The following is a 12,748-nucleotide window of genomic DNA, read 5'->3' on the forward strand; positions in this document are numbered from 1 at the left end:
TCCAACTTAGCGTCTTATCATCTTCTATATTATTGGCTATAAGGCCTAGTAAGGCACTTTATAGCATGACGTCTAAAAGGAGTGGGTGTTGTTTGGCTTGTTTGGCTTTAGCTACTAAGATCATGACACATACTCCTTTCTTTCATTTTTCTTACTTTTCTAGGATACCACAGGCTTATCGTATTTGTAAAGCCTTTCTTGAAATTATTTTACAAACTTCCTTAGTCCTAGGCCCCTTCAGGTAGCTTGGCTTGCAATATGGTGTGGCTTTCGGTAAACTAAGCCTGTATAAAGCAATTTCTAGATTAATATAAAGGATGACCACATTGAAACAATTAATCGCCATTATCTTTTCCTCCTTGCGAATGCCCCAACAAATCTTCGGGCTTTCCAAGGTGCCCTTTAAATTCTTCCGTCGTCTTAGCCGGCTGATTATCCTCTGGCTAACGGTCACCTCTATCCTGGTGACCCTCAAGCCATTCAATCAACTCTTTGACGATGTCAAAGCCAGCTCAAATAACCTACCAGATTTCCATACTGTTGACGGTAAGCTAGAGCTGGCCCAAGACCAAAAGCCTGTCTACTTCCAATCTCAGTCCTTCCAATTGGTTGTTGATGATACCGTAACGGTTAGCGGGCCCCAAGACCAACCGACTATTCCAACGGATATTGCCAGCCGCCTGTCTACTAAATCCATGGCTAGTGTCTTCCTCTTCAAGGATCGCGCATTCGGGCAAATAGCTGGTCGCATGATGCAAATCCCGGACCTTTACAAGGCCAACTTTAACAAGCAAGTCGCTAGCCAAACCTTAAACTCTATTGAAAATTACCGCTGGATCTTTTATCTGTCCCTTGTCATTATGGCTTGGATTATCTCCTGGTTACTCTATTGGTTTATAGTCCTACTTATTTCTTACTTGGCTCACTTCACTACCCTACGGTCCAAGTCCTTCAAACTCTTTAGCCAGACTATGCGCCTAGTTATTCAAGTAACCTTTGTTCCCTTCCTTATCTATGGCCTCTTACAAATCATTATGCCTCTAGGATTTGTCTTCTTTGTCTTCTTGGCCCTCTATACAGTGGCCTTCATTTATTACGCCCAACAGCGTTTTATGATGAGTCTCTTCTCGGCTTTCAATAGTCAAGCTTTCAAGGAAGGGATGCAGGACTTACAAGAAGATGCCAATAAGCTAAGTCCTGAAGAAATGAATGAACGCTTCATGTCCTTAATCCAAGAAGCTAGACAAGAGCGTCATGCCCAAGGTGAAGATGGAGAGGAAGCAACAGATGCCAATCCTCAAGATTACACACCTCAAGATGACCAGCCATCACAAGATTCTTCTGACCAAGATCAAGATACTAAATAATAAAAAGCTAGGACCTCAAGTCCTAGCTTTTTTTTATGTCTTAAGTGCTTTACTTGGCTTCTAAGAGTTCTTTAGCCAATTCGTAACAGCCGGTAATGCCGGCATTATCTTCCAAAGCAGGTGGCACGATGAAACCTTCTAATTCTGGTAAGGTCACATAGTTGTTGTTAAGGGCTACCAAATGTTCGCGAATCATTGGGAAGAGTTGGCGTTGCTTCATAACCCCGCCACCCAAGATAAAGCGTTCAGTACTCAAAATCAAATAGTAGTTGTAAAGTGCTTGAGCAATGTAGTAGGCTTCTAAGTTCCAGACTTCCATCTCATTGCTGAGTTCAATCCCCTTCTTACCCCAACGTGCTTCAATCGCTGGCCCAGCAGCCATGCCTTCTAAGCAGTCGTGGTGGAAAGGACATTTACCTTCATAGTGGTCCTCTGGATGACGTTTGAGGCTGATGTGACCTGCTTCAGGATGGGCAAAACCGCTAATAATCTTGCCCCCGACTACAACCCCAGCACCCACACCGGTCCCGATAGTGATATACATGCAGTTTTCTACGCCGCGAGCGGCCCCCTGCTTCATTTCACCGTAGGCTGCCGCGTTGACGTCAGTGGTCCAAGCCATTGGCACATCAAATTCCTTCTTGAAAGCACCCAAAAAGTCGAAGTGTTGCCATGGTAGTTTAGGCGTATTGGTGATATAACCATAGTCCTTGCCATTAGGGTTAGCCCCGATTGGGCCGAAAGAACCAAAACCAAAGGCCTTAATCCCATTATATTTCTTGAAGAAGTTAATCATGCTTGGCATGGATTCAGATGGCGTCTCAGTTGGGACACTCAAACGTTCAATCAAAGTACCATCCATTTCGAAGACAGCGCAGACACATTTTGTACCGCCTAATTCAATTGCTCCAATCATCTTACACACTCACTTTCTATGCTTTTGCTTTTCTTTTACCCTTGTTCTTACTGTCGCGATGCCGGTCTTTTTTCTTCTTAGGCTTGGTCACGGCAGCTGCCTTAGCTTTGCGGGCTGGTTTGGCTCCTGTCTTAGGCTTTGGCTTTGGTCTCTCTTCCCCTTCTTGGTCTTGCTGGCCAGCGCGTTCTTGGGGCCCGACTAATTGACCCTTGAAGGTAATGCGCTCTGACAGTTGGTAAGGGCTGGCTGCTAAGAGCCTTTCTAGATCGCGTAATTCCTGTTCATTAACTAAAGACAGAACCGTCCCGGATTTACCCATACGGCCTGTACGGCCTGAGCGGTGAACATAGGTATCCAGGCTATCCACTCGGTTATAGTGGATGATATAAGGTAGGTCGGGAATATCTAAGCCCCGCGCCGCCATATCAGTCGTCAGCAAGTATGTCACCTTACCTTGCTGGACTAGGCGGAAGGCCCGCTCCCGCTCCTGCTTAGACAGTTGGCCATGCATGACTGCCACCTTAATGCCTTGAAAGACTAATTTAGCCGCCACAGTTTCCAGGTCATGAACCTGTTCAAAGAAGACCAAGGCTTGCATGTCGGCTACTTGGGCCAGGCGCTTGAGTTGTTGGACCTTTTGCCGGTCATGGGTCAGGACATAGACATGGTCTACCTGGCCAGATTGGCTGACCTGGTCCTTTTCCACCTGATAGAGGGGAAGGCCAGATGCCACCAAGTCAACCAAAGGCTGACCATAAGTGGCACTAATCCAGGCAACTGTCACATCCCGCATAAGGGACTTTCTAATCTGGTGAATGGCCCCTTCATGCTCGTCTTGCAGTAAATAATCTGCTTCGTCCAAAATCAAGTAACGAACCTGGTGGACCTTGAGTTTACGGGTTTGGTTAGCTAATTCTAAGAAGCGACCTGGCGTTGCCACGATGATTTCTGGCTTAGCCTTAAGGGCCTCCTGCTGACGCTTAAAGTTGGCGCCCCCTACCACTAATTGGACTTTTAAATCCAAATGACCTCCCCAAGTTTGGGCCACGCCTGCAATTTGCTTGGCCAGTTCTTGTGATGGCGCCAAAATCAAGGCCTGTAGCCCCTGACCGGCTTGCAGTTGTCCTAAGACTGGTAAGAGATAGGCCAAGGTCTTACCACTCCCCGTAGGCGAAATAGCCACCAGGGATTGGCCTTGCGCTAAAGGCCCCATGATGAGCTTTTGAATCGCAGTGGCTTGTTGATAGCCCGCAGCCTGCCATTCCTGGGCAAGGGCTGGAGCAAGTTCTAGAGTCTCTGACATCAGAGGCTTACCTCACTTTCTTGATAGGCCTCTCCCTCAAAAGGAAAGGCGAGTTGGGCCGATTGTCGCATGGCTTGCATGACTTGGGCCACCTGATAACTTAAGAGGGTCCAGTGGCGATAAAGTTCATTAGCTGGGCTCTTTTCTTCTAGGCCGCGATAGCCTCGCAAGACTTGGCCGAAGGCTTCGAGTTCTCCCACCATATCGTGCTTAGGCTGATATTGACTGATGACTGCTGTCTGCCCCTGGCTATTGGCCAGGCTGACCGTCCGAATACGGGTAATATCCTGAATGGCGATGACCTCATTATCCAGATAGATTTCACTGGCTTGTGTGGAATGTACCGCCTTAGAAACTAGGAGACTGACCTGAAACTGGTCATAATAGAGAATAGCATTACCAAAGAGGTCCACCCCATTGGCTCCTTGAACAGCTGAATACTTAAGGCGCTGGGGCATACCGAAGAGATCCACGATGACATAGATGGGGTAGACCCCCAAGTCCATCAAGCTACCTCCTGCCATAGCCGGATTGAAGATATTAGGCGGCTCCAAGCCCTGAGCCTGACTATCCAAATAGTCCGGATAGCGACTAGAGTACTGTCCTAGAATAAAATTAGCCCCTAGGAAAGGCTGCTTAGCATCTTGGCGCTTGTTGGCCACCAGTTGCTTAAGCCGTTTATAGTTAGGGTTGTGGATGTGGAGGACAGCCTCAAAGAGTAAGACGCCATGGGCTCGGGCCAAGGTATGGGCCTCCTGCCACTGATCCACATTAGCAAACATTGGCTTTTCAACCATGACATGTTTGCCAGCCTGGATGGCCCGTTTGGTCTGTTCAAAATGGACCCCATTGGGACTGGCTATATAAACCAAGTCCAGTTCAGGATCCGCCCAGAATTCAGCCAAATCATCACAGTAATAGGTCGCACCAAAGCGCTGGGCTAAATCCTTAGCCTTATTCTTTTGGCGCGAATAGACGCCGTGGAGCTCATAAACCTCTGGTAGCAGACTGAGGGCTTCTAAGAAGCGCTCTGTAATCTGAGAGGTCCCGATGGTGCCAACTCGAATCATTGTGGCCATCCCTTTCTCTTAATTATTAGACTTGAATCGTTTTCCATTTACCCTGACCATAGCGCCAGGTAATGAGGAAGGAACGAATGGTTTGGTCGCCAATTACGGCTATCCAAGCACCTGCCAAACCCCAGTTAGCATAGTTGACCAAGATATAGGACAGGCAGACCCGGATACAGAAGACCGAGAAGCCCGTGGACAGCATAGGAAAGAGGGTATCCCCCACCCCACGCAAGGCCCCCACTTGAACTAATTGAACCAATTGGAAAGGCGTGAGAATCGCCATACAGATAAGTGGAATCGCGACCAAGCTAACAACATCCGCTTGTTGGGTGTAAATCTGGCCCAAGACATCCCGTCCTAGAAAGAAGACGGCACTCATGGCTAAGCCAAAGTAGAGGCCGAATCTGGCTGTCTTACGGCCATAAGCATCAGCTAAGGCCACATCCCCCGCACCTAAGGATTGGCCCACTAAGGTCGAGGCCGCAATCCCCAAGGCCATACCAGGTGTAATGGAAAAGGATAAGATATTAAGGGCAATCTGATGGGCTGCCATCACGACCGTTCCCAGTGAAGCCACAATCTTAGTATAAAGAATCAAACTAGAACGCAGCAGGACTTGTTCACCCGCCGACGGAATCCCAAAGCGGAAAATAGCAGCAAAGGTGCTGGCTTCCAATTTCCAATCCTTGAACCAATCAACCTGGATGGCTGACCGGCCACTAGAAATGTAAAAGAGCAAGCCCAAGCCCGAGCAGACATTGGCCACCAAGGTAGCAATCCCCGCTCCTGTAATGCCAAGTTCTGGCAGTCCAAAATAACCATTTACCAAACTAAAGGCCAAGGTCACATTAATGGCATTGGCTATGACATTAACCCGCATAGGGATTTGAGTCTCCCCTACCCCTCGAATAGATGAGGATAGGAGGGCTGCCAAACAGTTAAACCAGAGGCCAATCATAACCAAGCGATAGTAGATTAAGCCTGCTTCTTGAGTCAGGGCATCTGCTCCCAAAAAATCCATCATGGCTTTCTGGAAAATTAGGACAGAGGCCACAAAGAAGGTCGATAAAGCCAAACCCAACATGAGGTTGTGCTTAAGAATACGACCCAGTCGATGGAGCTCTCTAGCGCCATAGGCACGGGCAATTAAGGTTGTCCCCCCTACCCCTAGCGCCTGCACGACAGCAAGGATAAAGAAGAAAGGTTGGTTGGACAGCCCCACAGCCGTTACATTGACATCGACCGGATAGAGTCCGCCCGCATACTGGCCCAAGACCACCATATTAACCATCCCGAACAAGGAGGTAAAGGTGACCTCAAGTAAAATGGGCCAAGATAGGTTAAGGACCTGACGACTGATCTGCCGATCTTGCGATTGTTCCATTGGAGAACCACCTTTCTAGCGACTAGGCTTGGAAGGCTGATTCCGGAATATCGTCTAGATATTGTTCAATGGCTTGCACCGTTTCTACTAGGCTACCTGGTTCAAATGGTGATTTAAGATTAGCTTCTGCCACAATCTTAAGGAAGGACTTGGTCCCACCGGTCCGACAAATATTGAGGTAATCGGTCCATACACTTGGGTCATCGTCAATCTGGCTTCGTTTCCAGAATTGGAAGGCGCAGACTTGAGCCAAGGTATAGTCGATGTAATAGAATGGGCTGGCGAAAATATGCCCCTGACGGAACCAGAAGCCTCCGCGATCTAAGAAGGAGTCTGCTTCATACTCTTTCCAAGGCACATATTGACGCTCCAAACGACGCCATGTCGCACGGCGCTCAGCTGGTGTCATTTCAGGGTGTTCGTAGACTTCATGTTGAAAGTGGTCCACTAAAACCCCATATGGCAAGAAGATTAAGCCACCAGATAAATGGGTAAATTTGTATTTGAGGGTTTGTGAGCCGAAGAAGAGTTCCATCCAAGGCCAAGCCAGGAATTCCATGGACATAGAGTGAATCTCACAAGATTCAAAGGTTGGCCAGACACATTCTGGCGTTTGGATCCAACGGGATTGGAAGACTTGGAAGGCGTGCCCTGCTTCGTGGGTCAAGACATCGACGTCAGCAGCCGTACCATTGAAGTTAGAGAAAATAAATGGTGCTTCATAATCTGGCAAGTAGGTACAGTACCCCCCGCTAGCCTTACCTGGTTTGGTTACCAAGTCTAAGAGCTCTCGATCGACCATAAAGTCAATGAATTCACCTGTTTCTGGCGAAAGTTCATGGTACATCTTAACCCCAGCTGCCAAAATTTCTTCTGGCGTCCCTTGAGGCATGGCATTACCAGTCTTGAATTTATACTCCAAGTCATAAGGTTTGAGGCTTTCTAAGCCTAAACGATCTGCTTGACGTTGGTAGAGTTTGTTTACCACAGGCACCACGTGTTCCAAAATTTCTTGGCGATAAACTTCCACTTGTTGACGGTTATAGTCTAAGCGGTTCATACGCAAGTAACCTACTTCAACGAAGTCCTTGAAGCCCAAGGTCTTAGCGATTTGGTCGCGAACCTTGACTAATTGATCATAAATACGGTCAAATTCTGCTTCATGGTCATTATAGAAGGCGCCGACCAATTCAGAAGCTTGACGACGGACCTCCCGGTCAGGGTCTTGGGCAAACTTAGCCATACCTGGCAAGTTGTAGGTTTGACCTTGGAACTCAATCTCAGCAGAAGCTTGGAGCTTGCTGTATTCGGTGCTGAGCTTGTTCTCTTGTTGCAGTAAGGGAATAATCTCAGGACTGAAGACCTTGAGGCTGTTCTCAGCCATTGGGAAGAAGGTCTCTGGCAGGTAGTTTTCTAGTTCACTCCGCCACTTAGAGCCTAAGACAGCCCGATAGTAAGCCGTATCCCATTCACCAATAATTGGGAAGTGCTCATCCCAGAAGGCTGTTTCTTCTTCGTAGAAGCTATCCTTGGTATTGATGCTGTTACGGATGCTTACCAAGGTTGATAAGGTCCCTAAAGTATTTTGGATTTCTTGAATATGTTTGGTGGCTTTGAGAGCAACTTCCGCCTCTTCTGCCTTTTCAATCAGTGAAATTTGATTAAAAAAATCTTCTTTCAGAAGGTCTAGATCAGGTCTCTGATACTCCAATTCTGAAAATTTCATAGTATCACTTCTTTCTATTTACAGTTAGCTTCATTATAGCACAAAACCAGCCTTTAGGTCCTATATTTTTGCATAATCAGTGCCAAAATATACACACTCTATGGGCTCCAAACAGAAAAAGCCCAAAAGCGGCTAGCTTCTGGACTTTTAGCTGGACTCATTTATTTCTTAGGCCCAGTCCCTTCTAAGTTCAAGAGATAGGTCTTCATGTCTAATCCACCACGATAGCCTCCCAGACTCCCATCGTGAGCCAAGACCCGGTGACAAGGCAGGAGAATGCTAAGGGGATTCTGGCCCACTGCATTGGCAACTGCCCGCACGGCCTTAGGCCTGCCCAGGGCTTGTGCTAATTTCTTATAGGAACAAGTCTGACCATAGGGAATCTGAGCCAAGGCCCGCCAAACTGCCTGCTGAAAGTCGGTTCCCTTAATAAAGTCATAGGCTAATGCTAGGGGGGCTTGACCACTAAAATACTGATCCAAGGCTAGGCAAATCTCAGGCAGCTCCTGCTCCTGCCATTGGTAGCGACCTTTGGGGTCTAAGTCAGCCTGACAGTCCGCCAGGGACTCGCCAAAGGCGCCAATATAGACTAGACGCCCTTGATGGGCAACGACTGGCAGCTGACCTAAGGCATGATCATAGAGGCAATAGCTTAACATCTTGTCATCCTTTCTGAGCAAAAGAGGCGACTGGCGCCCCTTTTGCTTTGCTTACATTTTGTCTGGCGCATGCAGGCCTAGGAGATGGAGACCATCCTTGAGGACTTGAGCCACAGCTGCTACCAGGGCAATCCGGGAAGCAGTGCCGGCATCTTGGTCTAAGATGCGACTATTAGCATAATATTTATTGAATAATTGGGCCAACTGTACTAAATACTTAGCCACGACGGATGGCTCGTAACGGTCACCCGCCTGACGGATAATACGTGGATAGTCTGCTAATTTCTTAGCTACTTCCCAAGCATAGTCATCCGATAGGTCAAATTCAGCTGACAAGTCGACTTCTTGCCCGTACTTGGACAAGATGCTGCGAGAACGGGCGTGGGTGTATTGAACATATGGTCCAGTTTCCCCTTCAAATTGGACGATTTCTTCCAGGTTGAAGTCGAAGCTATTCATACGCTCAGTTTTGAGGTCATGGAAGACAACAGCCCCTACCCCTACTTGACGAGCAACTTGGTCCTTGTTTTCCAAACCTGGGTTCTTGAGCTCAATTTGTTGACGTGCTAGGCTAATCGCTTCCTTAAGCACTTCTTCCAAGAGGACAATCTTACCTTTACGGGTAGACAGTTTCTTCCCATTCAAGGTAATCAAACCAAATGGCACATGGGCCATATCTTTTGCCCATTCGTTGCCCATCATCTCTAAGACAGTTTGAAGTTGCTTGAAGTGAACACTTTGCTCGCTCCCCATGACATAGAGGTTCTTAGCAAAGTCATAGGTCCGCTTACGGTAGTAAGCTGTCGCCAAGTCACGTGTCAGGTAGAGGGTCGAACCGTCTGATTTTTTAATCAAAGCAGGTGGCAGCGTCTCATCTTCCAAGTGAACCAAGGTAGCACCATTATCAACCGATAAGAGGCCTTTTTCTTCAAGGAGGTCCACGATTTCATCCATCTTATCATTGTAGAAAGCTTCCCCATTATAGGAGTCAAACTCTACTTCTAAGAGGTCATAGACTTTTTGGAATTCTTTAAGAGACTCTTCACGGAACCATTGCCAGAGGGCTAACATTTCTGGGTCGCCATCTTCCAAGCGCTTGAAGATAGCCCGTGCTTGGTCTTCTAGTTCTGGTTGGGTTTCAGCTTTTTCGTGGAAATCAACATAGAGCTTAACCAATTCTTTGACTGGGTCAGCCTTAACAGTGGCTTCGTCACCCCAGCCTTGGTAAGCCACAATCAACTTACCAAATTGTGTTCCCCAGTCACCCAAATGGTTGACGCGAACCGGTTGATAACCTAATTTAGCCAAGATAAGCGAAATGGAGTTCCCAATCACTGTTGAACGCAAATGGCCCATAGACATTGGCTTGGCAATGTTAGGTGAAGACATGTCGATAACGACGTTACGACCTTGACCTAGGTCTGACTGGCCGTAGCTAGCGCCCCCTTCTAGGACCGCATGCAAGGTTTCATTGACTACTGCGCCACGCTTGAGGAAGAAGTTGACATAAGGCCCCATAGCGACTACCTTGTCAAACTTGCTGGCGTCTACTTGCTCTGCTACTTCTTGGGCGATGGCTTGAGGGGCCTTGCGGAAGACCTTAGCCAGTTGGAATACTGGAAAGGCCAAGTCACCATGCTCAGCATGACTTGGAACTTCAATTAACTGTTCAATTGCTTGCTCGGTCAGGTGCTCAGCCAAGACTGGGCTGAGGGCTGACACGACGGCTGATTTTTGATTCATTGTGTGCCTCCTATTGTTTGATGAGATGGAAAATTTGAAAAAAGCCTCCAGATATCCCTAAGGGAAATCTAGAGGCGAATTAGTGACTAATTAATACGCGGTACCACTCTACTTCAGTTGCCGGCAAACGGCGGGCAACCCTTATACTTGATAACGGAGTGGGCTCCGACTTAGGCTAGCAGGCCTCGGCCCTTCACCTAAATAGTATCCAAGAGTGCGCTTCATCTGTTGACCTCTACCGGCTCTCAGCATCCCGGCTCGCTGTCTGAGGCTAGGACAGACTACTCTCTCCTGCTTACTGCATATTCTAGTTGGTATTGTATCACAGTCCTATGGACTTGGCTAGACTATTTTAGTCTTCTAATTGCTCCTCACGACCTTGGTTCCAGTGGAAGTGGAAGGTCCCTGGGCGGTCTACGCGTTGGTAGGTGTGAGCCCCGAAGAGGTCGCGTTGCGCTTGGATTAAGTTAGCTGGTAAGACTGGTGAACGGTAGGAATCATAGTAGGCCAAAGCACTTGAGAAGGTTGGCACTGGAATCCCTGCTTGAATAGCTAAGGTCACCACGCGACGAACCGCAGCTTGGTTGCTACCTAAGATATTGAGGAAGTAGTCATCCAACATGAGGTTGTCTAAGTCAGGGTTCTTGCTGTAGGCATCGGTAATCTTTTGCAAGAACTTAGCACGAATGATACAGCCTGCACGGAAAATCTTGGCAATTTCGCCATAGTTGAGGGTCCAGCCGTATTCTTGGCTAGCAGCTTTCATTTGAGCGAAACCTTGGGCATAGCTGACAATCTTAGAGAAATAGAGGGCTTGACGCACGGCTTCAATGATGTCTTTTTTATCTGCTTCAGATAAGTTAGCTTGGAAATCAACCCCAGGAATGACTTGGCTGGCTGCCACGCGTTCTTCCTTGAAGGTTGAAATGTAACGGGCGAAGACAGATTCCGTAATCAGAGACAATGGCTCCCCTAAGTCTAAGGCAGATTGAGAGGTCCACTTACCTGTCCCCTTGTTACCAGCTCGGTCCATGATCACATCTACCATTGGCTTGCCAGTTGCTGGGTCGACGGTTGCGAGGATTTGAGTTGAGATTTCCATGAGGAAGCTGTCCAACTCACCCTTGTTCCACTCGCCAAAGATTTGAGAAATCTCAGCCGCAGACAAACCTAGGACGCGGTGTAAGAGGTCGTAAGACTCTGCGATTAACTGCATGTCCCCATACTCAATCCCGTTGTGGACCATCTTAACATAGTGACCCGCACCATTTTCGCCAATGTAGGTCACGCATGGTTCTCCATCTTCTGGTGCTTTTGCTGAAATATCGCGCAAGATTGGCGCCACTAATTCATAGGCTGATTGAGGCCCACCTGGCATGATAGAAGGACCATGTAAGGCACCCTCTTCACCACCGGAAACCCCAGTCCCAACAAAGTTAATGCCTAATTCGGCCAAGCGTTCGCTACGGCGAATGGTATCCTTGAAGAAGGTGTTCCCACCATCAATGACAATGTCACCCTTGTCTAAGTGTGGCAAGAGTGCGTCGATGGTTGCATCCGTCCCTCGGCCAGCTTGAACCATGAGGAGAATCTTACGTGGAGATTCAAGGCTGTTGACGAATTCTTCTACTGTGTAGGTCCCTACTAAGTTCTTACCTGGGTTTTGTTCCAAAACCTCAGTCGTTTTAGAGCCAGTACGGTTATAGAGTGAGACACTGTAGCCACGGCTTTCAATATTTAAGGCAATGTTACGACCCATCACGGCCATACCAACGACACCAATTTGTTGCTTAGTCATTGATCCAATTCCTCCAATTTGTCTTTTTACTTTTAACGGTCTTATTTTAGCATAAATGGACCTACGATTAAAGTTTTGCGCTTAATATGTGCCAGAAATAGCTGATTAATTCTGCTTCTAGGCCAAAGTGATTGAAAGTCACTAGGCTTTGGGGTAAAATTAGGGCTGAAATTACAAAAGGAGGCGTCCTAATGTCGTCATTGCATGAGCGGAACTACCCGTCCGCCCCTAAAAAGAAAAAAAGCAAGATGGACCTGCTGGTCCGCGTTACAGCCATTCTCATGGTTCTCTTGATGGTCGGCACCCTAGTCGGCTCAGTCATCCTGTCATTCATTAACCGCTAATTCTATCTTGTAAGGAGGTCGCCATGTCGCAAGTAGTCTACTATACGCCAGATTCTGAAATTAAGACGGAATGTGCCAGCGAAGCCTTGGCCCTTCTCCTAGGCAAGAAATGGGTGCCCCGCATCATTGAAATCCTCAGCCAGGGACCCCAACGCTTTGGCCAGCTCCACAAGGAATTGGATGGCGCCAGCCCCAAGATGCTCAAACAACAATTAGCGCTGCTAGAAGCCAATGGCTTGATTATCAACCACAAGGAGTCACAAGCCAATCAAGTCAGCTCCACCTACTGCTTGACGGATACCGGTCAGAGCCTAGTGACTATTATTAGCGCCATGAAGGATTGGGGTAGCCAACATTTACAATGTGACCATTCCTAAGGTTAGGACTATTTTGTCCTAGCCTTTTTTTGCTTGCCGTAATATAAAAGCGTCTCCC

General features: G+C 47.7%; 11 protein-coding genes. 3 read left to right on the forward strand and 8 right to left on the reverse strand.

Annotation, left to right across the window (positions count from 1 at the left end; translation table 11 throughout):
• Window positions 1-326: 326 nt before the first annotated feature.
• Window positions 327-1,367 (forward strand): DUF1189 family protein, encoded by a 1,041-nt coding sequence (locus RWO08_RS04600; protein ID WP_314211339.1) that lies wholly within the window; start codon window positions 327-329, stop codon window positions 1,365-1,367.
• Between the two features lie 49 nt (window positions 1,368-1,416).
• Here the strand turns inward: RWO08_RS04600 and RWO08_RS04605 are convergent, their stop codons facing one another.
• The 8 genes from RWO08_RS04605 to gndA form a co-directional block, all read right to left on the reverse strand.
• Window positions 1,417-2,283 carry an ROK family protein gene (locus RWO08_RS04605; protein ID WP_396229580.1) on the reverse strand — a complete coding sequence of 289 codons (867 nt, stop codon included), beginning with the start codon at window positions 2,281-2,283 and terminating at the stop codon, window positions 1,417-1,419.
• A 16-nt stretch (window positions 2,284-2,299) separates the two neighbouring features.
• On the reverse strand, window positions 2,300-3,586 hold the full coding sequence (locus tag RWO08_RS04610; protein ID WP_314211340.1) for a DEAD/DEAH box helicase: 1,287 nt from the start codon (window positions 3,584-3,586) through the stop codon (window positions 2,300-2,302).
• Window positions 3,586-4,656 carry a Gfo/Idh/MocA family oxidoreductase gene (locus RWO08_RS04615; protein ID WP_314211341.1) on the reverse strand — a complete coding sequence of 357 codons (1,071 nt, stop codon included), beginning with the start codon at window positions 4,654-4,656 and terminating at the stop codon, window positions 3,586-3,588. The genes RWO08_RS04610 and RWO08_RS04615 overlap by 1 nt, the downstream gene beginning before the upstream one ends.
• Before the next feature lie 25 nt (window positions 4,657-4,681).
• Complete coding sequence (locus RWO08_RS04620; RefSeq protein WP_314211342.1) at window positions 4,682-6,043, reverse strand: MATE family efflux transporter; 1,362 nt, start codon at window positions 6,041-6,043, stop codon at window positions 4,682-4,684.
• Between the two features lie 22 nt (window positions 6,044-6,065).
• Window positions 6,066-7,769: a M3 family oligoendopeptidase gene (locus tag RWO08_RS04625; RefSeq protein WP_314211343.1), complete on the reverse strand. Its 1,704-nt coding sequence runs from the start codon at window positions 7,767-7,769 to the stop codon at window positions 6,066-6,068.
• Between the two features lie 161 nt (window positions 7,770-7,930).
• Complete coding sequence (locus RWO08_RS04630; RefSeq protein ID WP_314211344.1) at window positions 7,931-8,428, reverse strand: methylated-DNA--[protein]-cysteine S-methyltransferase; 498 nt, start codon at window positions 8,426-8,428, stop codon at window positions 7,931-7,933.
• A 51-nt stretch (window positions 8,429-8,479) separates the two neighbouring features.
• Window positions 8,480-10,171: an arginine--tRNA ligase gene (gene argS / locus RWO08_RS04635; RefSeq protein ID WP_023391961.1), complete on the reverse strand. Its 1,692-nt coding sequence runs from the start codon at window positions 10,169-10,171 to the stop codon at window positions 8,480-8,482.
• Between the two features lie 352 nt (window positions 10,172-10,523).
• Complete coding sequence (gndA, locus tag RWO08_RS04640) at window positions 10,524-11,969, reverse strand: NADP-dependent phosphogluconate dehydrogenase (RefSeq protein WP_070755075.1); 1,446 nt, start codon at window positions 11,967-11,969, stop codon at window positions 10,524-10,526.
• A gap of 191 nt (window positions 11,970-12,160) precedes the next feature.
• Here gndA and RWO08_RS04645 point away from each other — a divergent pair, with 191 nt between their 5' ends.
• The gene (locus tag RWO08_RS04645; protein ID WP_143227627.1) at window positions 12,161-12,313 is read left to right on the forward strand and encodes a DUF4044 domain-containing protein; all 153 of its coding nucleotides are present in this window, start codon (window positions 12,161-12,163) and stop codon (window positions 12,311-12,313) included.
• Window positions 12,314-12,336: 23 nt separating this feature from the next.
• Window positions 12,337-12,690, forward strand: a complete 354-nt coding sequence (locus RWO08_RS04650) for a helix-turn-helix domain-containing protein (RefSeq protein WP_070755076.1) — start codon at window positions 12,337-12,339, stop codon at window positions 12,688-12,690.
• Window positions 12,691-12,748 lie beyond the last annotated feature (58 nt).

This window comes from uncultured Abiotrophia sp., from assembly GCF_963520105.1.
In the GTDB taxonomy this organism is placed as follows: Bacteria; Bacillota; Bacilli; order Lactobacillales; family Aerococcaceae; genus Abiotrophia.